The 26,044-nt window shown below is 48.0% G+C and carries 21 protein-coding genes and 1 tRNA gene; 11 read left to right on the forward strand and 11 right to left on the reverse strand.

Annotated elements, in window-relative coordinates:
- Nucleotides 1–191: 191 nt before the first annotated feature.
- Complete coding sequence (locus FH974_RS17430; protein WP_207103978.1) at nucleotides 192–2,117, reverse strand: RecQ family ATP-dependent DNA helicase; 1,926 nt, start codon at nucleotides 2,115–2,117, stop codon at nucleotides 192–194.
- Between the two features lie 263 nt (nucleotides 2,118–2,380).
- Nucleotides 2,381–3,970, reverse strand: a complete 1,590-nt coding sequence (locus FH974_RS17435) for a methyl-accepting chemotaxis protein (RefSeq protein ID WP_415721911.1) — start codon at nucleotides 3,968–3,970, stop codon at nucleotides 2,381–2,383.
- A gap of 402 nt (nucleotides 3,971–4,372) precedes the next feature.
- Here FH974_RS17435 and FH974_RS17440 point away from each other — a divergent pair, with 402 nt between their 5' ends.
- Both FH974_RS17440 and FH974_RS17445 read left to right on the forward strand, forming a co-directional pair.
- Nucleotides 4,373–5,212 (forward strand): isopenicillin N synthase family dioxygenase, encoded by an 840-nt coding sequence (locus FH974_RS17440; protein ID WP_047884749.1) that lies wholly within the window; start codon nucleotides 4,373–4,375, stop codon nucleotides 5,210–5,212.
- A 199-nt stretch (nucleotides 5,213–5,411) separates the two neighbouring features.
- Nucleotides 5,412–5,867 carry a c-type cytochrome gene (locus FH974_RS17445; protein WP_047884748.1) on the forward strand — a complete coding sequence of 152 codons (456 nt, stop codon included), beginning with the start codon at nucleotides 5,412–5,414 and terminating at the stop codon, nucleotides 5,865–5,867.
- Here FH974_RS17445 and FH974_RS17450 read toward each other — a convergent pair.
- Nucleotides 5,864–7,075 (reverse strand): YdcF family protein, encoded by a 1,212-nt coding sequence (locus FH974_RS17450; RefSeq protein ID WP_207103979.1) that lies wholly within the window; start codon nucleotides 7,073–7,075, stop codon nucleotides 5,864–5,866. The two genes, FH974_RS17445 and FH974_RS17450, sit on opposite strands and share 4 nt — an antisense overlap.
- Nucleotides 7,076–7,282: 207 nt before the next feature.
- On the opposite strand from FH974_RS17450, the gene FH974_RS17455 reads away from it, so the two are divergent.
- Nucleotides 7,283–7,678, forward strand: coding sequence for a VOC family protein (locus tag FH974_RS17455; RefSeq protein WP_047884747.1), 396 nt, complete (start codon nucleotides 7,283–7,285; stop codon nucleotides 7,676–7,678).
- A 52-nt stretch (nucleotides 7,679–7,730) separates the two neighbouring features.
- Here FH974_RS17455 and FH974_RS17460 read toward each other — a convergent pair whose 3' ends face one another.
- The 3 genes from FH974_RS17460 to FH974_RS17470 form a co-directional block, all read right to left on the reverse strand.
- The gene (locus tag FH974_RS17460; RefSeq protein WP_047884746.1) at nucleotides 7,731–9,713 is read right to left on the reverse strand and encodes a flavohemoglobin expression-modulating QEGLA motif protein; all 1,983 of its coding nucleotides are present in this window, start codon (nucleotides 9,711–9,713) and stop codon (nucleotides 7,731–7,733) included.
- Nucleotides 9,697–10,725, reverse strand: coding sequence for a glutathione synthase (gene gshB / locus FH974_RS17465; RefSeq protein ID WP_047884745.1), 1,029 nt, complete (start codon nucleotides 10,723–10,725; stop codon nucleotides 9,697–9,699). Before gshB ends, FH974_RS17460 begins: the two co-directional genes overlap by 17 nt.
- Before the next feature lie 115 nt (nucleotides 10,726–10,840).
- Entirely contained in the window at nucleotides 10,841–11,188 is a 348-nt protein-coding gene (locus tag FH974_RS17470) for a MaoP family protein (RefSeq protein WP_047884881.1), read from the reverse strand.
- 162 nt (nucleotides 11,189–11,350) lie between these two features.
- Here FH974_RS17470 and hdfR point away from each other — a divergent pair, with 162 nt between their 5' ends.
- The 4 genes from hdfR (at nucleotide 11,351) to ribA (ending at nucleotide 14,902) form a co-directional block, all read left to right on the forward strand.
- The gene (gene hdfR, locus FH974_RS17475) at nucleotides 11,351–12,211 is read left to right on the forward strand and encodes an HTH-type transcriptional regulator HdfR (protein ID WP_047884744.1); all 861 of its coding nucleotides are present in this window, start codon (nucleotides 11,351–11,353) and stop codon (nucleotides 12,209–12,211) included.
- A 360-nt stretch (nucleotides 12,212–12,571) separates the two neighbouring features.
- Nucleotides 12,572–12,730, forward strand: a complete 159-nt coding sequence (locus tag FH974_RS17480; RefSeq protein ID WP_169776019.1) for a hypothetical protein — start codon at nucleotides 12,572–12,574, stop codon at nucleotides 12,728–12,730.
- Nucleotides 12,731–13,261: 531 nt separating this feature from the next.
- On the forward strand, nucleotides 13,262–13,414 hold the full coding sequence (locus tag FH974_RS17485; protein ID WP_373689519.1) for a restriction endonuclease subunit S domain-containing protein: 153 nt from the start codon (nucleotides 13,262–13,264) through the stop codon (nucleotides 13,412–13,414).
- A gap of 435 nt (nucleotides 13,415–13,849) precedes the next feature.
- Nucleotides 13,850–14,902, forward strand: a complete 1,053-nt coding sequence (gene ribA / locus FH974_RS17490; protein ID WP_084712523.1) for a GTP cyclohydrolase II — start codon at nucleotides 13,850–13,852, stop codon at nucleotides 14,900–14,902.
- 66 nt (nucleotides 14,903–14,968) lie between these two features.
- Here ribA and FH974_RS17495 read toward each other — a convergent pair whose 3' ends face one another.
- On the reverse strand, nucleotides 14,969–15,718 hold the full coding sequence (locus FH974_RS17495; RefSeq protein ID WP_207104217.1) for a substrate-binding periplasmic protein: 750 nt from the start codon (nucleotides 15,716–15,718) through the stop codon (nucleotides 14,969–14,971).
- Nucleotides 15,719–15,796: 78 nt separating this feature from the next.
- Between FH974_RS17495 and FH974_RS17500 the strand changes: the two genes are divergently transcribed.
- On the forward strand, nucleotides 15,797–18,259 hold the full coding sequence (locus FH974_RS17500; protein ID WP_207103980.1) for a response regulator: 2,463 nt from the start codon (nucleotides 15,797–15,799) through the stop codon (nucleotides 18,257–18,259).
- Between the two features lie 154 nt (nucleotides 18,260–18,413).
- On the opposite strand, the gene FH974_RS17505 is transcribed toward FH974_RS17500, so the two are convergent.
- Nucleotides 18,414–18,722, reverse strand: coding sequence for a hypothetical protein (locus FH974_RS17505; RefSeq protein ID WP_047884740.1), 309 nt, complete (start codon nucleotides 18,720–18,722; stop codon nucleotides 18,414–18,416).
- Nucleotides 18,723–19,074: 352 nt separating this feature from the next.
- On the reverse strand, nucleotides 19,075–19,992 hold the full coding sequence (locus FH974_RS17510) for a chemotaxis protein (RefSeq protein WP_207103981.1): 918 nt from the start codon (nucleotides 19,990–19,992) through the stop codon (nucleotides 19,075–19,077).
- Nucleotides 19,993–20,407: 415 nt separating this feature from the next.
- Between FH974_RS17510 and FH974_RS17515 the strand changes: the two genes are divergently transcribed.
- Complete coding sequence (locus tag FH974_RS17515; protein ID WP_207103982.1) at nucleotides 20,408–22,756, forward strand: glycosyl hydrolase family 18 protein; 2,349 nt, start codon at nucleotides 20,408–20,410, stop codon at nucleotides 22,754–22,756.
- A 123-nt stretch (nucleotides 22,757–22,879) separates the two neighbouring features.
- Entirely contained in the window at nucleotides 22,880–23,059 is a 180-nt protein-coding gene (locus FH974_RS17520) for a hypothetical protein (protein ID WP_047884738.1), read from the forward strand.
- A gap of 157 nt (nucleotides 23,060–23,216) precedes the next feature.
- Here the strand turns inward: FH974_RS17520 and fhuF are convergent, their stop codons facing one another.
- Nucleotides 23,217–24,107, reverse strand: a complete 891-nt coding sequence (fhuF, locus tag FH974_RS17525) for a siderophore-iron reductase FhuF (protein ID WP_207103983.1) — start codon at nucleotides 24,105–24,107, stop codon at nucleotides 23,217–23,219.
- A gap of 346 nt (nucleotides 24,108–24,453) precedes the next feature.
- On the opposite strand from fhuF, the gene FH974_RS17530 reads away from it, so the two are divergent.
- Nucleotides 24,454–24,528, forward strand: a tRNA-Gly gene (locus FH974_RS17530).
- 499 nt (nucleotides 24,529–25,027) lie between these two features.
- On the opposite strand, the gene FH974_RS17535 is transcribed toward FH974_RS17530, so the two are convergent.
- Nucleotides 25,028–26,044, reverse strand: a complete 1,017-nt coding sequence (locus FH974_RS17535) for a sulfate/molybdate ABC transporter ATP-binding protein (protein ID WP_207103984.1) — start codon at nucleotides 26,042–26,044, stop codon at nucleotides 25,028–25,030.

Consider the following 26,044-nt stretch of genomic DNA (forward strand, 5'->3'; position numbering starts at 1 on the left):
GATTGAACCCTCTTGATTGCAGGTCATGCAGGCGTCGCTGTCTGCCTGACTGCCAGTGCTACTGACAGTTGACCCTCATAGGCTGTCGCCACTTTCAATTTTAGCTGTTTTTCCTTAAAAATTATGCAATTAGGTCTATACCAGATGCTAACGCCATGAAAGATGAAACAAACTTAGATGACGTTTTTCTTTCAGCTGGTATGCGGAAACAATGTTCGTACCTGTTCCAGGGTTTTTGCGAAAGGGTGCGCCTCCAGTTTGCCGAAGCCGCTAATTTGCCGCGCTTTAATTTGAGTGTGTAACGGCATGGCCATACCACACAAAAAGCGGGTTATGGCATGTGCGGATGGCGGGGTCGGGCATGCATCAATAAACGGATCACACCAGGTCTTCAGCAAGTTGTCGGATACCGGTTGTAGCGCATTGGGTGCCGGTAATTGGGCGACATTGCCACGGCAAACCGAGCAGTGACCACACTCGGTTGGCGCGTTGTGATCGGCGAAATAACCGGCCAGGGTGTGGCTGAGGCAGTGCTCATTTTCAAACAGGGCCAGCATGTCTGCCAGTCGTTTAATCTCGCTTTGCTCTTTGGTTTTGAACAGTTGATACAAGCGTTCTGTCAGTTGCTCGGGATCAAAGTGCTGTTGGCATACCCGGTACACATCGGTCATTTGTTTACTTTCCAGCGTGATCCAGCCTTTATCGCTGAAATAATCAATGGCTGCGACAACACGCTTTCGTTCCGCCCTGGCGGTATGCCACAACGCGTCAAAATCGACGGTATGCCAGGTGCGTGCTTTAGGCGAGCAGGCAAAAATCTGGCGGACAAAGGTTTGGCGTTCCCCCTGAAAACTGTTAACGACGAGGGTTTCATCAACCAACAGTTTGAATCGGTAATCTGCAAAATAGGTGTACTGCGGCTCAATGATGCTTTCAATTTCAAGGTAGACCAGCAAGGTTTTCAGCGGCAACAGGCGAATATTGACGGTTTTGGATAACCGGTTGAGCATCACTTCCCATTGCTGGGGGTGAGCCTGAATCTCGTTCAGTACGGCACGGATGGCGGAACGATCCGGGGTGTCACCGTAGACGAAGTTTTCCAGCACATTCATCCCACTCCGATCTGCCAGCAGTACGCACTCAGACCGCAAACCATCCCGGCCGGCACGACCGATTTCCTGGCTGTAATTCTCGATGGATTTAGGCAGATCAAAGTGGATCACTTTGCGGATATCCGCTTTATCTATGCCCATGCCAAACGCGATCGTGGCGATGATGCAGTGATGCCGGCCGGACATGAAATCCTGCTGAATCTGCTGGCGTTGTTCGCTGTCCATACCGGCATGGTAGGCGGAGGCCTCATAGTTGTGTGCTTTTAGCCAGTGAGCGAGATCTTCGGCGGTTTTTTGCAAGGTAACATACACAATTGTAGGTAACCCCGGAGTGTGGTTCAGTACCTCAAGTAGTTGCGGGTTTTTACTCTCGGCTGAGGCCGGGGTAATCGCAATGTCCAGATTGGGGCGGTAAAAACCGGTGATGACAATATGCTGTTTTTCAATGGCAAATTTGGCACACATGTCATCTATCACGGCCGGTGTTGCCGTGGCGGTCAGCAACAGCACCTGCGGAATGTTGAGATCGGCGCGGTGCTGAGGCAGTTTGAGGTAGTCAGGGCGGAAGTTATGTCCCCACTCTGAAATACAGTGTGCCTCATCAACCACCAACAGAGAAATGGGGACTTGTGAGATAAAATGCCGGAAACGCTCGTTATTCAGCCGCTCGACGGAGATCATCAGCACTTTGATCTCTCCGGCTCTGACGGCTTGCATGACGCGCTGGCTGTCTTCCCAGCTCTGGCTGGAATCAATAGATGCCGCCGGAATTCCCTTGCTATGGAGAAAATCGAGCTGATCTTTCATCAGCGCGAGCAAAGGGGAAATGACCAGAGTCAGATGGGGTAATTCCAGTGCCGGGAGCTGATAGCACAATGATTTGCCGGAGCCCGTTGGAAATATGGCTGCTGACGAGTGGCCATCAAGAAGCTGTTTAATCACTGTTTCCTGACCTGGTCGCAGCGAGTCAAAGCCGAAGTAGTGTTTCAGATTGTGCAGATACATAGAGAGCTGTGAGGTAAGTTGCCGTAAGCCGGATCATAGCGAATTCGGACTGAATTACCCAGCCAGAGGGAAAAAATAGCGGATAGATCGCATCCCTCTGCGCCATCAGCGCCTGCTACTGTCTCAAAACGAGAAGTGGCATGCCTGCGCGTAGGCATGCCAGATGATAGCTGAGCGTTAAGACATCTCGGATGGTAAACCGAACTATCGCACCTTATGAAGGCAAGTCTTTGATATTGAAGTGCTCAAATAAACACCAAAGGTTAGCTACGGCTCTCGTTGAAGCGGTACGCCAGATGGTAAAACTCATCGACCCGGGCTTTCAGGATGGCACTGCTGTTTTCCACCTGAGTCACTTCATCCAGATTCTGATGGGAGGTGGCGGCAATCGCATGAACATGCTGACCTGTTTGTTCAGACAAGGTTTCCTGCTCCGCTGCTGATGAGCTCACCTGTTCAATCAGTTGATTGATTTCTAGCATGTTGGTTTCGACTTCCTGAATGGCCCTCACCCCGGCTTCTGCCAGTTCAACACAGGCATTGGTATCATCGCGGTTGCGTTCAATCAGTGATTGCCAGTTTTCAATGGTCGCCAACATATGGTTGATACTGGTTTGAATCTGTTCGGTCGCAGACTGGGTTCTGGATGACAGGGCTCGAACTTCATCGGCAACAACGGCAAAGCCTCGGCCATGCTCTCCGGCGCGGGCAGCTTCAATGGCAGCGTTCAGCGCCAGCAGGTTGGTCTGGTCGGCAATGCCACTGATTTCAGACATGACAGAGCTGACTTTCCCGGCTTCCTGGCTTAATTGACGGGTTGCTTCTGTTGCCTGTTCCGCTTGCTCGGCAAGGTGGCACAGGCTGGTTTGCGTGGTATCTAAATGCTGGCGAGTCTGCGCGCAGTGATTGCGCGTTTGGTCCAATAGAATTTGGCTGTTGTTGGCATGTTCAGCTACGGTGCGGGCTGAGCCTGAAATATCGTCCATTGCATTTGCCACGTGCTGGATGTTGTGATTCTGCTCCGTGATCGCGTTGCTGACACGGCTGGCGGAATCATTCAGTTCATCGGCCAGGCCGTTGAGCGGCGCGACAGCATCGGTCATTCGACCCAGCACAGTGCGGATACGCGCGGATGCCATCTTGAGGTGGTAATCAGCCACTGAGAAGGGGGTCTTACCGGAGAAAATGAGGCGGCTGATACTGTCATACTGGGATTTCAGTTTGTTAAGCCGTGTGGGAGTATCCAGTAGTTCGTTACGGAAAAACAGTGCCAGAGCCGTAACCGGCGCGAGAGATAACCAGGTTTGTGCTGTCAATCCATCGTTATTCAGACTGGCGATGAATGGTGCTACGCAGGCCAGAGCCAGTAGGCTGTACTTGAAAGCTGGGGGAATAGAGAGCTGAAGTGAGCTGCTATTTCCTTCTGTTTTCAATAAGTGCTGATACGCCTGCTTGGCAGAATGGACCATTTCTGGGTCAGGTTTCACTCTGACTGACTGATATCCGGTGATCTTACCCTTGTCATAAAGTGGGGTGATATAAGCATCGACCCAGTAAAAACCTCCGTTTTTGGTGCGATTTTTCACCATGCCCCGCCATGCATTGCCAGCTTTAAGGCGTGACCACAAATCGCGGAAGGCGGCTTTTGGCATGTCCGGGTGACGGATAATATTGTGGTGTTGTCCCTGCAGTTCTTCCATGGTGTAGCCGGACACACGACAAAACGAAGGATTACAATAGGTTATAACACCATTTAAATCCGTTGTTGATACCAGTTGTTCACCTTCGGCGAAGGTTACTTCCTTGTCACTTTCTTGAGCAAATATAGAAGTCGGAATATTTTGAGCTGACACGACAATTCCTTTTTTATTGTCTTGTTATTTATGCGCGCATAAAAGCACATTGTTATTATGGATATCAATATGTTAACGGATAATTTGACAGTTTTGTTAAACCTGAAAGTCAAATGTCTAATAAACCATCATATTTGTCGGTGTTTTTTGCGTGTGGTGTCAGAATGTGAACGGGGTGTGTCAGTCTTGGTGTATTCAAGGAGCATTTAAACGATGCGGGAACGGAAATGTTTCGAAATGTTTGGCGATACGTCACCGCTGGTCTGAGCTTGTGTTTCCTGCTGTAAACAGACTGTTTCTGAATGAACTGTGTTTCTTAGAGCCAACAACCGATAAAATTATGCGCAACCGATTACGTCGGAATAATACATTCAAACAGTCAGCCTAAAAGATATCTTGACCATGAAATTGGAAGCAGTCGATTATAACGCCGAAAATGCCGCTGAGCTTTTCGTTGAATCCCTACGTACGACAGGTTTCGGTGTGCTGAAAAACCACCCGATTCAGCAGGAACTGGTTCAGTCTATTTATGACAACTGGCACCGATTCTTTAATACCGAAGAAAAGGAAAACTTCCGTTTTAACGTAGAAACGCAGGACGGTTTCTTCCCATCAGAAGTGTCTGAAGTGGCTAAAGGTCACACCAAGAAAGACATTAAAGAATATTTCCACTATTACCCATGGGGTCAGTGTCCGGCAGAGTTGAAAGACGAGCTGCAACGCTACTACGATGAAGCCAATAAGCTGGCTGGCGAACTGCTGGCATGGGTTGAAAATCATTCTCCAGCTTCTGTGTCTGAAGGCTATTCGCAGTCTCTGTCGAGCATGATCGACGGCAGTGATAAAACGCTGTTGCGCGTGCTGCATTATCCGCCGCTAAACGGTGAAGAAGAGCTGGGAGCGATTCGTGCGGGTGCCCATGAAGATATTAACTTGCTGACTGTTCTGCCATCCGCCAACGAGCCGGGCTTGCAGGTACAGACCAAAGAGGGTGACTGGCTGGATGTTCCTTGTGACTTTGGCAACCTGATCATCAACATTGGCGATATGCTGCAGGAAGCGTCGGGTGGCTATTTCCCGTCGACGACACACCGTGTTGTCAACCCGGAAGGGACGGATAAAACTAAAGCGCGTATTTCGCTGCCGCTGTTCCTGCACCCGAAACCGGAAGTCGTCTTGTCTGAGCGCTACACTGCCGATAGCTACTTGATGGAGCGTCTGCGTGAGCTGGGTGTGATTTAATCTTATCTATAAACTGAAAGAGCCAGCCGGTGTGCTGGCTTTTTTTTTGATGAATATCAATCAACCTGCCACAAATCCGCCGATTCCCCCTCTGCCTCTTCCATTTTCATCTGCCGCATTGGCTATGCCAACTACACTTAACAACGTTGACATAATCATTGCGCTGCCGTCAGGCGGGCAAAAAAGAAGGAGTGGTGTGATGAAATCGGTTCTGACAATCATTGCCTTGAGTTCGCTGTTGCTGACAACAGGCTGTGAGCCAAATCAGCGGGGCAATACCCTTTCTTTTACCTTGCCGCAGGGGAACGCTCAACGTGGCGAACAGCTATTTGAAAAATATCAATGCCTTAGCTGCCATACGATGGAAGGTTATGAACGGCCTGAAGTCCTGGATGAATCCGGTGTAAGTGTTGAGCTGGGCGGGCGTGTACCGAAATTGAAAACGTATGCCGAGCTGGTTACATCGGTCATCAACCCTTCCCACTCCATCGCCCCCGGCTATGATGTTCAGGAAGTCACGCATTCTGGCGAATCCATTATGCCAAGTTATAACGACGTGATGACAGTAACGGATTTGGTCGACCTCATTACTTTCCTCGAAGCGAAGTATGAACTTGAACCGTATGAGTACACCACTTACGGTAAGTACCGTTAATCGCATTGGATACTGACTCGGAATGCGGGCATGCCCATGGCCTGAAGTGCATCAATGTAGCAATTCAGGCGGGTTTGCCCTTCAGGAGGATAAGGGTGAGCACGGTCTAGCTGATTCTGCACAGCAATATGATCCAAGTGGATCTGGCTGCCCGTCGTTCTCAGGGCGTGGTTGTCGCTGGTGGCGTATTCAGCGTCCGGTGCCGCAGTCGAGTCACAATCCGAATGCTGCGCCTGCAAAATGTCTCCAACTATCTGAGCTCGATGCACGTGGTCTGCGGTGCTTAGCAATGTCGCATGCCGTATGCCAGCTTGCAGTAACAGCGGTAAACTGAACCGAAGATTCTCTATCGTGTTTGCAGACTGAGATTCTACTAAGAGTCGCTGCGGGCTGACCCCTTGTTGCGACAACCAGTGAGCCATTCGTTCTGCTTCGCTCATCCCTTGCTTGGCCAATCCACCACTGACCAATATCTTACTGGTTGGGTAACGTGTTGCCAGTTGAAGCGCTAATGCAAGCCGATTCAGTAGTCTCGCGGACATCGACCCATCGGCATTAAGTGTGTGTCCCAGAATAACAAACGCATGTGCTGAAGATGCTTCCAATGACGAAGCCCGCCATGATGAATATGACAATGATGAACATGGCAATGATGAAGATGACAACGAACTGATTCTCTGAGAACTATCGGGTGTCTTTTCTGAGATATCCGTCAGGTAGCGGACGGGTTGTGCCAGACATCGATTAAGTATTTCCAGCGAGCGGTTAAGAAGCACAGCAGGTGGGGCGTGATGGTTTGACTGGTACAGCGAACTGGGAGAGTTTTCAGCCAACTGATGCTGATACCATCGGCTCAACATCTGCTGACCGGTTGCATGGTGCCAGACCGCAAGGTAGCACAGTATGTCTTGCCGTTGTTGCCGGGTAGCGAGCGGTAATGCCTCTGCATACAAAGACAGGGCGCTTGAGAGTCGGCCCTGAAACGTTTTGATGTTGGCCAGTGTCAGCAATATATTGCAACGCAGTTTATCATCCAACGGGGTTGGATTGGATTCATTCAGGGCCTGATAAAGATAATAGGTGGCTACGGCCAGGTTCGATTCTGTTTTGTCCTTGAATGGGTATTGAGAACGGTTTGGGCTGTAGAAGGCGGCACTTGCCTGCTCAAGGTACTTGTTCAACATTGCATTGGCGGCAATGGCAGGCATCGAGAAACTTCCTGTTGAATGATAGCGTGAAAGTGTACGGATTATATTCTGGGCGCTGAATATCCTACTGACCGAGGCTAAGTAAAGGAATGCAAATGCCCGGAAAAGTCGACATGTTCGTCACAATATTTGCTTTTTACGTCTTTAGACGGCTCGCCTTGAACTAAGGTTAGAAAACGCTTTTTCATCACGAAAGAGGAACTGACAATGAGCAATGCGTTCGAGCAACACGGTGCCTTCAGTTGGTCTGAACTACTGACCGATGAGCCGGAGAAAGCCGTGGAATTTTATACCAAAGTGATTGGCTGGGAAGCGGAGGCAATGTCGATGCCGGAAGGGACTTATTATGTCCTGAAGGCAAACGGTCAGCCGGTTGGCGGTATCATGGGAAAACCTGACGGTTATCAGGATATACCGAATCACTGGGGGACGTACATTACCGTAGCCGATGTGGATGAAACGCTGGCAAGTATTACGGCTGCTGGGGGGAGTGCCGTGTACGAGCCGATGGAAGTACCGGGAGTCGGGCGAATGTGTGCTGTCAGGGATCCTCAGGGTGCGGTTGTGTCGATTATCACTTACGAAGCCAGGGATTGTGAGTAGTCTTACTCAAGATGAAAAGACCGCCCTGAGGCGGTCTTTTTGTCAGTCCGAATTACTTAATGCTGTGCAGCATGTAATCGATGATAGGGTCGTCATTGGCCTTCATCGCCAATGCTTTTGGCAGATGAGTCGGTTTGTTTAAGATCTCCCGGGTGATTAGCTCATCCAGTAGTGGCTTAAATTCAAAACCGGTTTTGCCGACAAACAGTGAAGTCAGATCTTCCTCGGCGTAACTTTGCAGCGCATCCTTTAGCCCTTTCAGGTAGAGGTAGTCTTTGGTGAAACCACCGCCACGATACGCGCGAGCCGTAATCGTAAAGGCCAGGTTATCACTCAGGTTGTAGTTATGCTTCAGAAGGTGGAACGTTTCGCTGAAGCTCTCACCACGCACCATCATGTCAACCGCAATTACACGCAGCGCCAGAGTTTTCAGACGATGCAGCGGGAAACTGCCGGACAGATGCTCACACAAAATGGCAAGACCTTCCTGAGTATGGGTGTTACCCGGCAGACCCAGTTTCAGTACTTTAAGCGGCTGCAAGTCAGCGTTAGCACTGGTAACCAAGTGGACCCCAAGCTCATGGTGAATCAGCGCATTCAGATCCTTCTGGTTAAACTTGCTGGCAAGGTTAACCTTGATAACTCTGCCGCTGACCATCGCACGGGCAATTAGCTGCTTCGAGCCTGTTACCTTGCACTTCATGCCATACTCATCAGCGGCAACTTTGAAAGCCTGAATGGCTTCTTCAGCACTGATGGTTTCTGCTTCCGGCGTATTGTATTCGCTCGCATGCAGAATAAAGTTGGCATTGGCAATGTCTTGAGCGTCCGGCTGACCGTAGTAACGCAGCGAGTTATACAGGAACTCATCGCGGCCGATGCTGGTCAGCAGGTCAATACGTACTGCCAGCTGATCAATGACCTTACGGTACATCTGCTGAATATCCGCATCACGAATATCTTCTACCGGCAGGCGGTATAGTTGCTCGCGGAACTTATACGGGTCCAGATCCAGCTGACGGTAAGTGAACGTCGGCTCATAATCGTGCGGACGGTGCAAGAACCGGCGCTTTTCCTGCTTCAGGTTCAGCGGGTTGATATAGCTCAGCGTATTGACGCCACGCGCAATTGTGTACAGCTGGCGATCCAGTTTCAGCACTTCTCGTGGCAGACGAGAAGCCAGAACGTGGCTGCTGGTCAGCTTTTTCACTTTGGTGCGACGCAAAATCGTTTCGGCGGCGTGCTCACTCAGCGCGGTTTTCATGGCGGCTTTCAGGGTTTCGATCACCAGCGGGTAACTTTCCCCGCGGCTCTCATCCATGTAAACCTTTTTGATTTCCAGCGGCAGGATCAGGGTATTACGGAAGTTCGCTTTAATGAAACTTGCCTGATAACCCATGCCCATGAACACGTCATTGTTTTTAGCCGTAACATTAATGTTCGGTAACTCAATGGCGTCCAGCCCTTTCAGGAAACTATCAATTTCTTTACGCCAGCGGCGCGTATTGACCTGCTTGGTACCCAAATTGAATACCGGGGTATCGCGTTCAATTCGCTGGTAGTTATAGGAATGAACATCATAAAGCAGGCACAGGCCAAAACGCGTTTCCAGTGTATCAACCAGACACGCCAGAATACGGTAATAACAGTTGTGCTTCGCCAGTGAGGTTGAACGCTCAGAATCTGTCAGAGGCTCGGCCCATACCGGCTTGCCCCAGGCTTCTTCGTAAATACAGTTATCCGGCGCGCGGTTTAGATCGTATTCGTAACGGGAATCTTCACCTTGCAGCACGATTGGCAGAGATGAAATAAAGTCCCCGGTGAATGGATCTTCTTCGTAGTAGCGTTCATCCTCATTGAGCAAGCACTTAGGGATCAGGTCACCGCGCAGGCGGTGACCGTGATGGATGGCAGTTGCAATATAAGGCTGATACTCACTAATCCGAATCGTCAGACTCCCGTCCGGCAGTTGAGCCTCAAACGGGATTTGTTGCTGGATTCTGTCCAGCACTTCTGCTTCAGAAAGTTGTAGCATCGGCAATTACCTGTCGGAATTCGTTTTTACGTGCAATGCTAACTTCTTTAGCAGTGACTACGGTTTCAACAAAATCAATAACCTGAGCCTGAAGTTTTGTACGGTTCAGGCGGTTAATACGGGTGATACCACCAGGGCTGAGTACGTTAACTTCAACCAGTTTACCTTTGATTACGTCCAAGCCGACAAAGTACAGACCATCGCGAACCAGTTTTGGACCAATGTGCTTACACAGACGCAGCTCTTGCTTCGTTAGTGTATGTTTCACTTCTTTACCACCGGCATGGATGTTCGAGCGGACATCACCCTGAGCAGGAACACGGCGCATTGCACCAATGGGTTCGCCGTTCAGCATCATGATACGCACGTCGCCTTCTTCCGCGCCCTCAATGTAATCCTGCAGGATCACATAGTTCTTGTCGTCACCGATGTAGAAGTCCAGCAGAGATTTCACACTTGATTTTGCGCTTTTCTCTACCAGGATCACACCTTTACCACCGTAACCATTCAGCGGTTTCAGGATCATGCGCTCGTTAGGGTTTTCTTCCAGGACACGTTCCAGGTAGTCACGGTTCTTTGATACGTGAGTCGCTGGAATAAATTCGTTACCCGGATCTGGCAGTGAAGTCGTGTACAGTTTGTTGTTTGCAACACGTAGGCCATCAATGTCATTAACAATGAAGGTCTGGTCACGAACAGAATCCAGGAAGTTCAGTGCCATGGTATCCAGTGGCGGGTTGGCACGCATGAAAATTACGTCAAACCCGGCCAGAGGTAGCTGTGCTTTACGGAACTCGGCCTTACGGTAGAAGCTGGGGATGTTCGCGGAAACTTCACCCTGTTTCAGAACGTGGCAGAATGCGATAGCAGTGCTGTGGCGCATGGTCAGGTTATTTGGAGTTGTAATGGCTACCGTGTGACCACGCGATGCGGCTTCATGGATCAGGCGCAAGGTTGAGTCATTTTCTGGCTCAACTTTGCTCCACGGATACATAACAAAACAAATTTTCATAGCTGTTGCCTATTAGCTGTCATCAATTAGACAGGTTATAAAAAAACGTAAGCCATCGCACAACAGTGGATGGCTTACCGGTTTGACTTAATATTAGCTGGTTAAGCTGTGTGGCTTAGATGTCCAGGTCGGAATCGTTATCCACATCGTCATCTTCGTCGAAGCTACTGCTTGCTTTTCGCTGTGATACGCACAGAGTATAGCTTCGAACTTTGTTTGTGGTTTTATTTAGGTATTTCGTCCAGCATTTTGCAAAGCTGGAGGTAATTTCCTGCTTACCGCTGAGTTCGGCCAGGAAGAATTTTTCTTCATCGGATTCTGGCTCGATAGAGCCGTCGATGAGGCCGCGCATGGTACGACCATAGTTTTCAAGGATCTGAGCTTCGCTGACGGTAAAAACACCAGAACGGTTGAAGCCTCGTGGGAAATTTTTATCGTCGTAAAATTTACCTACACTTCTCATTTGATATGCTTCCAGACGAAATTTGCGATGATATTCTTTCAGAGTTGTGCTGTTGTAAAACAAATATTTTTACTTGTTACGATAAGAAACATTGATTAATCTATGTCTCTAAACTGAGATACTATCGCTGTTTTATCTTCTTCTTCGTTATAGAGAACGCTAGTGGATACCGAACTACTCAGAACCTTTCTTGAGGTCACAAAAACCCGCCACTTCGGACGGGCGGCAGACAATCTATTCCTCACGCAGTCTGCTGTCAGTTTCCGCATTCGCCAGCTGGAATCGCAGCTGGGTAATGAGCTTTTTTCTCGTCAACGAGGCAACGTCCATCTGACCGCTGCCGGTGAACGCCTTCAGCCTTATGCAGAAGCGATTCTGCAAACCTGGGGACGGGCGAAGCAGGATGTTGCCCTGAGTAACAGTCTGAACCAACAGATTACGATTGGTGCTTCTGCTTTATTCTGGGAGTTTGATGGCATTTCTGATTGGGTTAGCCGTATCTATCGTCACGTTGAAGGCTTGGCATTGCGCCTTGAGTCTGTTCCTCGTCAGAGTCTGGCCAAACAGCTGCTGGACAAAACCATCGATGTCGCGATTACCAGTGAACCGCCGAAGATTGAAAATCTGCATGTGACAAGAGTGCGCGACTTTCAGTTGCAGTTGATGGCAAGCCACCCGAACTGCACGCTGGAGCAGGTGATGTCGAAGCCATTAGTGTATCTGGACTGGGGCACGCGTTTTTCGATGGAACAAAGCCGTATTACTGAAATGCAGAAAACACCGATCATGCACACTCACTCCAGCCGTATGGCGATGGAGTTTTTACTGAGCAGTGACAGTGTCGGCTATTTACCTTCTCCGGTCGTCGCGCAATGTGTTCAGGAGGGGCGTTTGCATCCTGTCATTGATGCTCCGATCATGGAGCAATCGTTGTACTTAGTTTGGCGAGAGGACAGCGAAAAACTGGACATGTTAGAGGCACTGCTCACCGTGCCGTTTAACCAGATTATCGAAAGTCTGTAAAAAAATAGCCCACCTAATAATCAGTGGGCTATGCTTTTTCTGAACGAGAAGTTTTATTTATCGTAACGAGAAAAATATCTCGTTGTACAGAAAATGCCGATTTCTCCTATGCTCCGAATATCCCCTGTATTAGGGGGATGGGTATAAGAAAAACCTGATGTACATCACAAATGGCATTTTCTTTTTGATAGCAGCCTTACTATCCTGTACCGCTCTTTTGGTCTTTAGTATTTCTGTCATAATCAAAAAATACACTTCAGTTTCAATAGGCAACGGCATTCTGTTTATGTCTGGAATGGTTGCTGTTGTTCAACTAACCTGTATATGTTACTTACTCTGGAATAGTTTCAGGAAACAGCTATGGCTAAGTTAGATCAAAAGTTTTCTAAACGGTCTAAGTCAAAAGACAAATTTGATATTGAAGACGAATTTTCGGACTTCAATCAACAATCAAGGAAGAAGAAACGCCGAACTACACGTCACCGCGACGAATATCCGGAGTATGACGACAGTTATTGATTTTGCTTGAAGTATGAATGCCAAGGGTGCCGACAGGGCACCCTTTTTTGTTTTGGCATTTTTGTGACTGATTTTCCTTCCACGACAGCTGTTCAGGCCTCTGCTCTAGAGTTGCAATGTAAATTGTCTGGAAGCGTTGAGCGGCTGTTGTAGTGTCAAAACAACGGACTGAAGCCAGCGCCTCTTTCAGGATACACATTCTTATACGCTTGCTTTTCTCCTATTGCATATCATTCCTTCTTTTTATTTCGTCTATTATAGCTGCATCTTGTATCGCTACGTCTTGTATCGCTACGTCTTGTATAGCTATGTCTTGTACAGCTGCGCCATGTCTGCCGCCGATTGCCTGTAGCTTTTTCTACGTGCAATTCTCGCTAAGGCTGTCTGTGTGAACCAGAAGCTTACGTTGCAAGCTGTCACGGTGTCTGATCAACATTTCTCTATTCTTATGATGTATACTGTGGCCAGTTGTCTGGTTTAGATAAAAGGTAATACCATTTTATGTTTGAGAATCTGAATATCCCTGAGGGGATGGAGAAAGAGCCTGAATTGCCTATTCCTACGTTGGAAGAGCAAAAAGCCATTGTGGCAGAACTCAAGCGCCTGGAAGACGCTGGTGAGCTGACGCCAGAAGTTCTGGAAGCCTTTATGACCGGTAAGAAAACACCGGGTCAGGAAAGCTGATTCTCAGGTTGATAGCGCCTGAGGTGAGTTGGGTTGACGTATGGTTGAATCGTGTATCAGTAAATTGATACTGAAGTGCAGGGTGCGTAGCTGATGAATGTCTTGATGATTACCGTCAAAATAACGTCACGCAATAACTGGTTAGTTCCAACGCGTTAATCTCACTGAGTTTAAAACCTCAAATAAAAAGCGGTGTCTTTAAAGGCGCCGCTTTTTATTTGTCTTTAGGGGGTTGGAATAGCCTTGATTAAGGCTGAGTACTATAAATTTCACTAAATAATGTTAATTAACTGTCATTTTTATTAGGACAAAAAAGTGCAGTCTTCAATTGCGAAGCTATCCTTTTAGCTATACTTATCAGTATCGGTTTTAAGACAGGAGTAATGAATTAACTGATAACGGAGTATTCATAGTTTATCTAATGGAGTGAGATGAATGGTTGAGGAAATTCAATTTTACGAGCCTAACGATGCAAATGGCTTTTTGTCCAATTTTGCGGCAAGCCCTATCGAATTAGGCGGCGTCATTTGGCCTACCAGTGAACATTATTATCAGGCGCAGAAATTCAGTGATCCTGAAATACAACAGCAGATACTTCATGCCGCTACTCCAGATGAAGCTTTTGCCTTGAGCCGCTACTATGAAGACCACGTCAAAGCTGACTGGGTGGACGTTCGTCATGCTGTTATGCGGTATGTGGTCTTTGAAAAATTTCGTCAGAACACTCGCTTGGCGCACTTGTTGGTCAGCACCGGCGATAAGATGCTGACCGAACATTCCCATAAGGATCCTTATTGGGGAGATGGCGGCGACGGGAGCGGGCAAAACGAACTGGGTAAAATTCTGATGGAAGTGAGGGACCATTTTGCTGAGCGCGAACCTTACAATCTGGTGCATTTTGTTGACAGTGCCAAACTGCCGACCCAGTGGGGCACATTTCAGATGTACGGGTTTATCGAACAAGCTACCGGAAAAGAACATCTGGCGTTGGTGTATGGTCAGCTTAAAGAGAATGAACCCCCTCTGATCCGTCTTCACTCTGAGTGTCTGACCGGGGATGCTTTGTTCAGCGCCCGTTGCGACTGTGGCTTCCAACTGGCCCGCGCGATGCAGAATATTGTAGAAGCCGGGAATGGGGTGCTGTTCTATCTGCGACAAGAAGGGCGTGGTATTGGCCTCATCAATAAAATTCGGGCCTATCATTTGCAGGATGAAGGCGCTGATACCGTGGAGGCGAATGAGGCGCTGGGGTTTGCTGCTGATATGCGTGATTACTCTTTCTGCCGCGGTATGCTGAGCTTCCTGAATATCAAATCCGTGAAGCTGATGACGAACAACCCACGAAAAGTTAAAGCATTGGTAAAAGCGGGTATTAATATTTCAGAGCGCGTACCACTGCAAGAAGGAAATAACCCGCATAATCAAGGTTATTTAAAAACCAAAGCGAAGAAGCTGGGACATATGTTCGATTCCTCGTTTATTGATTAGAAAAAAAGCATAACCATCAATGTTGTGGTTATGCTTTTTCTTTTTTGCCCGTCTGGCTAAGGGGGGTTAATAATACTTTTGGATAATATCGTTAATGGTTCCGGCCGTTTTTAATTCTTTCAGGCGCTGATTAATAAAGGTTTCGAGTTTTGGATCCATCAGCGGGTCAAAAGCCAGGTAGATAGGATAATCGGGAATGACGGCACCAAAAGGCTGAATATCATATTGATCGTCATCCAGATGCTGAATATTCATGTTATAGCGAACACGTGATTCCATTTCGACAAACGTAGCATCGCCGGGCAGTTTGTGAATCACGCGAAAAGCGGCCCCGTAATCTTTAACCCTGAGTTCTTCGACAGTGCCGTTATTGATGTAAGGAAGCAGTTGAGGGTAGTCAAAGCCATGAAGTAGTACTACGACCTTATTTCTGATGTCTTCAATCGTATTGAACTGAAAAGGCTTTTTATGACTGCTGACCAGTACATGGCGAACATTGTAAATTGGCTCTGCCGACAGGTTATCGGCCTGAACGCTGCCCCATTCAGGGCTGCCGTACGTGATCCAGTTGGGTTCGCCTCCGGCTTCGAGCAACGAGATCATGCGATTGAACGGGTAAGTATGATACTCAATTTGATAATCGCTATTACTAAAAACAGCTTTGACAATGTCGGTAACTATACCTGAGTGTTGATTGTGATCTTCGATTTGAAATGGGGCTGCTTGTTTCGCAATCACATAGTAATTGATGACCTTACCGTGCTCGGCCAGTGCAGGGAGAGCGAACAAAGTAAGGAGGGGTAACAGCTTTGTCATTATATTTTCCTTACCAATCATAGAGTAAATCCGTCTACTATTATGGTAGTAAAGGATATTGAAGATGCGAGTTTAAGGATGGACAAAACGCTTCAACCATCACACAAAAAACGGAGCCTCAGCCTGTCAAAACAGCTATTGCTCTGGATCACACTGCTTAGTGTGTTATTTACCGTGCTGACGACCGGATTAAGCCTTTATGTCGATTATCAGCAGGAACTGAATGAAATTCAGAAGCGCTTTGATGAAATCGAAAAAAGCTATCTTTCAAGTCTGACAGCCAGCTTATGGGTTGAAGACCGAGAGCAACTGAAAACCCAGGCTGAAGGGATTATGAAGTTACCGTCAATTTCCTACTTGAGGATCAATGACGGGTTTGATGACATTGTTGAGTTGGGCAAACCTTTTACATCAGCCATGCTTGAGCATGAGTGGAGGATGACTCACACAGCTATCAATCGGACGTATGAATTAGGCAAAATTATCATTCACTCAGATTTGAGTGTGGTGTATCAAAACTTATGGAATAAATTTCTGCTGCTGCTTATTGGGCAAACGTTACAGATTTTTGTGCTGTCGGTGTTTATTCTTTTGGTGACCTACCGGTTAGTGGTGAAGCCTCTGACGGATATGTCCCATGCCGTTACGCAGTTTGACGAAAAAAACGTCCCCACACCGCTGACATTACCTCATCGCTGGTTTAGAGATGAAATCTCTATCCTTGCCCGCCAGTACAACAAATCGGTGAATCAAATTCGTGAGAACTACCAACAACTGGAAGAAGCCCGTAAATATGCAGAAGAGGCCAATCTCAAGAAAAGCGAATTTTTGGCCAATATGAGCCATGAAATTCGAACCCCAATGAATGGCATCATTGGTTTATCCGGCCTGATGCGGGACATGGATATGCCCGCAGAGCAGAAAGAATACATCAATATGCTTCATACCTCTTCGTTATCCTTGCTCGATTTGATTAACGATATCCTCGATTTTTCCAAGATTGAAGCCGGTCGCCTAGAGCTGGAATCCATGCCGCTGAACCTGTTTGAGCTGAACAAGGAAGTGGAATCCCTGTTCAAAGTTCGGGCCGCTGAAAAAGGGCTGGCCCTGCGTTGCACGGTAGACAAGCAGGTTAGCCCGTTACTAATGGGGGATGCCACCAAACTGCGTCAGATCCTGAACAACCTGATCAGTAATGCGGTTAAGTTTACCGCTTCTGGTTACGTTCATCTTCATATACAGCATCTTGAGGAGCTGCAAGACAGTCACCGGATTCAGTTTGAAGTAATTGACAGCGGGATTGGGGTTCCTGAGGAGATGCACGAAGCTATTTTTGAAAAATTCCGTCAGGCCGACGGCAGTACCACCCGCAAATATGGAGGTACGGGGTTAGGGCTGGCAATATGCCGAGAGATGGTCTGGCTGATGGGCGGAGAGCTGAAAATTGTCAGCTCAGCAGGGAAAGGCAGTCGTTTTTATTTTGTGCTGGATTTGGCTAAAAATGTAAGTCATCAGGTAGCCGATGACAGAGATGTTCTGAACGGCTTACGCGTTCTGCTGGTGGATGACAGCATGCTCAATATGCGAATAACGTCGTCTCAGCTCAATGCCTTTGGTGCGACGGCCGTCAGTTGTGACGACGCTGCTTGTGCAGCAGGTATGGTTAATGAGGCTATCGTTGCTAATGCGCCGTTTGATATTGTCATCATTGATAAGGTAATGCCAGAAATGGATGGTTTCCAGCTTGCTCATCAGCTTAAAACGACATTTGGTGAGAATTGCCCGAAAATGATGATGATTTCCGCTGCACCTGATGTCGGCGATGATAAGCGAGCCCGGGAGGTGGGTGTCGGGGGCTTCCTGGCCAGACCGTACAAAGAAAGTAATCTCAAATGGGCAGTGCAGCAACTGGCTGCTTTCCGAACGCAGTCCCTCTCCCCGGCAACACTACATAACGATAACGATAACGATAGTGCTACACAGGTTCCGGCTACACCTAAGCCATCGGAAACAACGCCGGAAGGGTATTTCCGTTCATTGCTTAATGAGCCTGGCATGCCCATTCTTACTGAAACCAACCCTCAGGAAAGTCCTGTCCATTCCAGTGCAGGTATAGACAGGGCTGAGAAAACAAACGAGCAGCCAGTGTTGGTGAAAACATCAGTCATGGTTGTCGAAGATACCATGATCAATCAGAAGGTATCGAAAATGATGCTGGAGAAATTGGGCGCTGAAGTCACTATTGCCGAAAATGGCCAGGAGGCGATTGAAGCCTTCAAACGTGCTCATTTTGATCTGATCTTCATGGATTGCCAGATGCCGGTGTTAGACGGTTTTGAGGCGACGAAGGCGATTCGGCTGCTCGAGAAAGAAGGTGAACACATACCGATAGTTGCCTTGACGGCAAATGTTATGAAGGAGGAGCGGGATAAATGCCTGGCGGCTGGTATGGATGATTTTGTTTCAAAGCCTGTCAGCCAGACTACATTAAGGCAAAAACTGATTCAGTACACACCGGGCAAAGTGGTGACGACCGATTAAGATCGCCACCAGCAGTGGCCGTTTATGTCAGGGTTCGACTAAGTGTGCGATCTGCCTTGTTCAGTAAGGCTCTGCCACTATGGTCTTAGCATAAGGGTATGCCCTTGCCGTAAGAAGGCATCGCATCCCGGGTGCGTGAATCTGTCTAATCTACTCAGGAAACCTGGAAATCGTCAGCCAGTTCATTATCTGGCAGGTTGTACAGATTGACTGTGACGGTCAGTGTTTCTTCACTGGTGTCTTCGGTAATGTCTTCAATCACGTAAAAATCACTGCTTTTATGTTTCAGTGAGTCGTCAACCAGTATCAGCAGACTGTCATTAATATTGCCGGTTATCTCTACCGTTTCGACAAGTTCAAATTGCCCATATTCCAACTCCGTCGGTGCCAGAAGCTCCGGAGTGGCGTGTGCAACAGTGGAGAGGGCCAGAAGGGAAAATGCGGTCAAAGTTTGCTTAATCATAGCTATTTGGATCTTGCTCGTAACAGAGAAAATGAATACGGTTCTACTTTGCCATGCGGGTGTTTCTGATTGTCAAATGGACGTCAAAAAGCAAACTTTTCTCCCGCAGTAACGAGAAGAGCCGCCCGAGCATCAAAATCGAAAATGATGGAAAAGTTGAAGCTTACTATTCCCCGTGTATCACTGACAGCGAAAGCCAGAGAGGAATGGCTTAAAACGAAGCGCTACTAATGAGGAACCAAGACATGTGTTCTCAGGTGCGGCAACTAGTGCCTGAGCAGCGATAAAAAGGGAAGCTTAGCGGGTAGCCGTCGTCTTCCCTTGGAAATGTGTGCTGTGAGAGAAACGGATATTAGGCGCGCTGTGCAGCCGGCTGATTAACTTTGATTTTTTCTGCTCCCCTCAGCATGGCGTGAATCAACTCATTGGCTTCAAACTTGGTCAGGGCTTCATGCGCCCCCACCTGGTGCGCCTGAGAGACACTGATCTCACTGGACAACGAAGTGTGCAGAATAATGTAGGCCTGATTCAGGCGCGGGTTGTTTTGAACCTCGAAGGCCAATTCATAGCCATCAAGCCCCGGCATTTCGATATCACTGACCAGAATCTCAAATGGCGCGCCAGCATCTGCTGCGTGCTTGAGCATCTCGAGGGCATCACTGCCGGTTGTAGCTATGAAATAAGGGATTGAAATACTGTCCAGTGCTTGCGACAGTTGGCGCCGGGCAACGGCAGAGTCGTCGACTAGCAGAATTTTCAGCGGGCGAAGAATCTCTCGCTCAATATCAGTCAGTACCGGATGCAAGCTGCCTGGAGCATCAGGAAAGACTTTTGACAGTAACAGCTCTACGTCCAGCAGTTGAATCAGCTTGTTTTCTACCGTGGTGACCCCGGTGACGAACACATGTTTACCCAGGGAGCTTGGTGGAGCATCAATATTATGCCAGTTACATTCTGTGATTTTATCAATTCCGCGTACCAGGAAACCCACCAGCATCCGGCGGCAGTCGGTGATAATGATGTAACAGTTTTTCAATTCATCCGGCTGTAAGGGAGGATAGCCAACGGCTTTTGCCATATCAATCACTGGAAGCGTTTCACCGCGCAGGCTGGCCGCCCCCAGAACAGTAGGGTGAGAATGAGGAATGACCGTCAGTGGGGTATAGGGAACAATCTCTTTCACTTTTAACGTACCAATCGCAAATGTCTGCAATGGCGTTAAATGAAAAAGCAGCATGCCTTGCGACTGATTGGTGGCTGATTTGATCATTCGGCAGTCCCTTTTTTACGGAAAGTTAAGCTCAGCAGCGCCGCAAAAAATGTCAAAGGCGCTGGATTGGTATCTTTAGCAACTATAGTAGCTTTTTATAGGGGAGGGAGGGAAGGAAGTTATTGAGTTTTAGGTGATTAAATGGACACCCACGCTAAATCGAAGGACAGAAAAGTCGCAATTTACGGCTGCGACAAGAGTCATTGAGGTGACCGGAAACTTTGAGCCTCTGGCTAACTATCTTGTTACATTTACATACTTTTCACAGAATGCTTTGAGTTGACAGCAAAAAAGTGAATTCACATTTCGCGTGTCAAAAAAACTTCGCTAAGACTTATGGAGTCTTTTTTGGTTGTGCAAAAAATGCCCAACCAATTCTGCCAATAACATGACTTCAACATTAGTGGAGAACAACATGCAAAAGGGATTACGTCTGAGCAAAATCGCCGGGGCGATGGCTGCAATGCTGATGGCTGGCGCCACCGCAAATGCTTTCGCTGCGCCAACTCATGACAAGAACGTCATTGGTTATATTACTCAGTGGGAGGCCTGGAAAGGCGCAGATGCAGGCTTTTCTGTCAAAGGTGAGGCGACCCATCTCAACGTTAATATGGATATTTATTCTATCCTGAACTTCTCCTTCTTTGGTGTCGCAAAAGATGGTTCTTTGCACAGCGGTGATTTACGCAATAAGAACATTTATCAGCCGGGTTCGGTGCAGGAGCCGGGTCCTCTGCTACACCCTGATGTGTACTCAAGCTGGGACTTCCACATTCTTTGGGGTGAGCTGGAGTATGTACACCAATTCCCTGGAAATGAAGCCTGGGAAGCTGAGCAACTGCGCAAGGTGCAGGAGCAGGGCTTCGTCAAAGATGGCAATGGCTGGCTGCACACCCCTTCCGGTGTGAAAGGGCAGATGCCAATTCCACTGAAAAAAGCGGGTGGTGCACCGGGCTTGATTGACCTGGCGCATCAGAAAGGGGTGAAGGTCATGGCTTCTCTGGGTGGTTGGAGCATGTCTAAACACTTCCCTGAAATGGCCGCTGATCCGGTGAAAAAAGCCCGTTTCCTTCAAGATATTGATAAGGTGATGGCACTGGGATTTGACGGGATTGATATTGACTGGGAATACCCAGGTACCGGCGGTATGAACTTCCAGGGCAATCCGGAAGATTATGCAAACTTTGAACAGTTGATGGAAGACATCCGCGAGCGAATTGGCCCTAATAAGCTACTGACTGCCGCATTCTCAGCATCAACGGCGAAACTGGAAGGTTACAACTGGCCTCGTCTGGTTGCGTCAATGGATTACTTCAACATGATGACTTACGACCTTAACGGTGGTTGGTCAAATGTTGCAGGTCACAATGCCCCTCTTTACCCATATCCGGAAGAAGAGTTCCAGGGGTTGAACTTGGATCACCTGAAAAACTGGATGGCAGCCAAGGGGATTCCATCGAACAAGATTAACTTTGGCGCAGCGTTTTACGGACGTGGCGTACAAACCACAGAAGCAACCGCATACGTGGGCGCGCCGACTGACAAACGTACGGTCAATTTCAGTGTTGATGGCCCGACAGAGTCGGCGGTAGATTTGAATAACTGGCAAGTATTTGAAGGCCAGCCAAACTACAACTACATCATGAAAGCACCCGGCTGGCAGCACATGTGGGATGCCAATGCTGAAGTGCCTTACGCAGTGAAAGGAAAGTATTTCCTGAGCTACGACGATGTACCGGCTATTGAGAAAAAGGCTCAGTACATTGTTGATAACAACTTGGGTGGTGTGATTGTCTGGCAGGTACACGGTGACATTCAGTGTGAAGGGAGTTTCATCAACTACGGCAGCAAGCTGAAACAATGTACCAAATTGAGTTCACCATTGGCAGAAGCCATTGACCGCGTATTCACTCAGGGTACTACCCCTAATGCGACCCCAGTGCTGACTGCACCAGGGACTCAGGCGGCAACTTCCGGTCAGGTGATCAGTTTTGAGGTCTCTGCGACCGATGCCGATGGCGATGCGTTAGCATTTAGCGCCACCAATGCAACGATTGTTGACCATGGTAATGGTACTGCGACGGTGACTTACCAGGCCCCCAATACTTCGGTTGATCTGCAAGACAGCATCACCGTAAAAGTATCTGATGGTCGCAAAGCCACGACGTCTGTTGTGGTTGTTAACGTTAAGGGCTCAGGGCAGGCAGGCAATACTGCTCCGGTACTGAATGCGCCAGCAACGGCTACTGTTAACAGCGGGGAGTCTGTGGTGATTTCTGTCTCTGCTCAGGACGCGGATGGCGATACGCTGACTTTCACCGCTTCGGCAGGAACAGTTAGTAATACGGCATCAGGGGCTGACATTACACTCGTTGCACCAGTAGTTACGGCGGATACGAACGTTAATTTGATCGTCACCGTTTCTGACGGTCAGTCTGAAGCAACCTCAACAGTTGTTGTAACGGTGAAGGCTGGCAGCACCGGTGGTGAAACAACTTGGGATGCGAATCAGGTTTATACCGCAGGTGACACGGTTTGGTTTGAAGGCGTACAGTACAAAGCCAAGTGGTGGACGAAAGGTGAAAAACCAGGAACCAGTTCGGTATGGGAAGCGGTAACAGCCGCTGGCGCTAATGAGTGGAGTTCAGTGACAGCCTATACGGGTGGCGAAGAAGTCATTTTCAACGGCCAGAACTACCGTGCCAAATGGTGGACTCAGGGTGATCAACCTGGCAACACCAGTGGTCCTTGGACTCAGCTATAATTTCCGTAATCTGCATATGTAACTTAGCCCGGCCTTGTGCCGGGCTATTTGCATTCAGGAAAAGTTGGTGTGGCGCCACTATAGTTAAGGGGTGGAGAGGCAATGCGGAGCTAAGGTGATCAAATGGAACTACGTAATAAATCAGGTGAAGTAGCGAAATTGGCTGACAATTTAACGTTGAAAGAAATCGTGGATATGGGCTTCTCGCTGGATATTTGTGATGAAGCTTATGATCCAAATGAACATTGGAAAGTGAAAGGTACTAAGCCAAAAGGCCATCAGGGAGAATATCCTGAAAAGTAGGGTACGATATTCATTCGGCCAGCACATCAGCTCATCTGGTCAGGCATAGATATCATGCAGCCGTCGTAAACCCTATGCGACATAAGATACCCTGACGAGTCATATGGCGTTAACCATCCTATCTTTATCAGAAAGCCAGCCTCTGCTGGCTTTTTTGTTACTTCGCGATATTTTTCCCTGCTTGTGGCGTCTTTCCTCGGTAGTGGAGCGGGCAGTCTCCACATTTTGTCGTCGCCGGGAGCTGGTGGCGAAGGCAGCATGCTATACGGGGTGTTGGTTCCTGGCTTTCCAATTTTATGGTTCGCCATAGTGGGTGCGGGATCGTGCCCAGGTTTGGTGAATTAAAAAGTTGTTGCCGGCAAAAATGTTGTTCATCGTCGGAAAGTGACAGCTGGCCTAAATACCAGTGAATAATGTAACCAGCATGACTCCAGTGCAGTTTCGCCGCCATAGGAGAAAGGGACGCTAGCCTATCAACCATTGGTGCAAGCAAGTCGGTTAATAAAGACTCTATCTGTTTGATCGGAGATTTCAGTTTTTGACAAAGTGAGCCTTGCGAGAAGGTTGTAGTAAGGTTCAGTGGCGCATGCATGTAAACGGGTTGACTGATTTCGATGAAGAAACGTTCTGGCCGCCCGCTGTCATGTGGACGCAGCCAAACCAACTCTGGCGACCAATTCGCCTTTAAATGGGATGCGAAAGACCAGTACATCAATGGGGGAACAAGTAACCCAAAAAACCATTGGCTCCACATGGAATGCAGTGCTTTCGTGTCTACACCATGAACAGTCCCGCGTCGCTCCCGAAGCTTTTCATTGTTATCACTTTGAGCTGCATAGTCTCTTGCAAACTCGTCAATCAGTGAAAAATAAGTGTCTTGCTGCAAGAGTTGCTCAATATTCAACACATTTGCGCCATGCCCGGAAGGTTGAGCGGGAATCGCTGTTAAATGTTGCGCATAAAAAGGGGCATGTTCAGCCAGCTCGGCATTTAAACGATCACACAGCGCCGCTTGAGTGGCTGGTTGGATGAGGTTGATGGCGTTCATTGATTAAAGTCTCACTCATACGCAATTGAACGGCAGAGCCGGTACCAAAGCAGGGGAGACAATATCACGGAGAGTAATAAATAGAAATCATTATCATTGTTGTTTGCGTAGCTTGAGAAGGCGTGTTCTCAGAATAACGTGTCTAGCGTCAGGGACTTAAATCTACCTAGAGATTGTCAGACGGATAAAAATAGGTGTGTAGAACTGTATTTTTGAGCGTTTTTAATACAGGTGAATAATAATTGTGTGATTTTGTTCACAACCTTGCCGCGAATACTTTTATTCATCCAATGATGTGACATTATGAAGCGGCCTTACTGATGCAGAGCGCTTCGCTCAATCATTTGCGGGCATCGTATAATGGCTATTACCTCAGCCTTCCAAGCTGATGATGCGGGTTCGATTCCCGCTGCCCGCTCCAAGTTTCTTCTCTAAGTAAACTTCACATATCTACTTGAAATTAATGCGCTTAATGGCGTGTTTTGGCGTATCTAGCGTTATGCTGGTAATGGCTGCAAATTTGCGCTGTGGCCAACTTGTGACCAGAATGGTGTCCACTGTGTGTTGTTTCCATGTGGAAAATGATTGGCTCAGTAAACACCATTAGCCATTCACTCGACTAGTTATCAGCTAAATATGAGTAAAACTAACCATTCCCTTCTTGCTGAAACGCGAACCGTTCATCAACAGAAGCATTAAGGGAGTCTCACGAAGTATTGATTTTTTCTAATGTCAGTGTGAACCAACCTTAAGGTCATGGATTCTTAAGGGATTTTGTGTGAACGATTGTTAATTTTTAAATCATTTTGAATGAAAGCCAATAGTGGCGTTTTTGAATATCATTAAAAAATGAGAGAGCTTCCAGATTGCCCGACGGTTTAGCCGCGCGCAGGGTGCGTCGCGGCCAATACCAAATGACATCAGGCAAATTGCGATACTTTTTTGGGTACCAGCCACACTTCATCAGCTGGTTGAATCAAGTTGATGATTGGGTCGTGGCTGGCCAGTTCCACCTCCACCAATTGTTGTGGGGCCTGACTGTATGTTTCTAAACGTATGATGTTACCTAACGGAAGCTTACGAACGACGTTGACCGGCATCCCATGTTCTTGAGGCTCGGTATGTACGTTAAAGTCGTGTGGCCGGCAGTACAGCTTGTTCAAGGTGTTTTCGTTTCTGGTGAAGGTGTATCCCCGGTCAGCGGCATAAATACGGTTTGATGAACCTACAAACTGGTACACAAATTCTGTTTTTGGTGCATGATAAATTTCTTCCGGCGTACCAATTTGCTCTATTTGTCCTTTGTTCATCACCACAATGTGATCAGCGACCTCCAGTGCTTCTTCCTGATCGTGGGTAACGAACAGGCTGGTAATGTGCAGCTCATCATGCAGTTGGCGCAACCACCTGCGTAATTCCTTACGCACTTTGGCATCCAGAGCACCAAAAGGCTCATCCAGCAGTAATACTTGCGGCTCAATCGCCAGTGCCCTTGCCAATGCCACGCGCTGACGCTGACCACCAGAGAGCTGTGCAGGATAGCGATCGGCTAACCATTCCAGCTGCACAAGTTCGAGCAGTCGGTTGACTTTTTGCCTGATGGTTGTTTCATCAGGGCGGGTCGCTTTGGGTTTGGCGCGCAGACCGAAGGCAACATTTTCAAAAATGGTCATATGTCGGAACAGCGCATAATGTTGAAACACAAACCCAACCTGGCGCTGTCGAATGTCCAACCCTGAAACATCACGCTTATGGATAGTAATGGTGCCAGCATCGGGACGTTCCAGACCGGCGATTACTCTTAATAAACTGGTTTTGCCACAACCGGAAGGGCCAAGCAATGCCACCAGCCCGCCACTGGGAAACTCGATGCTGACGTTGTTCAATGCGGTGAATTGACCAAAATGTTTGTACAGTCCTGAAACTTGAATGCTCAT

Origin of the sequence: Photobacterium ganghwense (assembly GCF_017329545.1) — a bacterium.
GTDB classification, from domain to species: Bacteria; Pseudomonadota; Gammaproteobacteria; order Enterobacterales; family Vibrionaceae; genus Photobacterium; species Photobacterium ganghwense.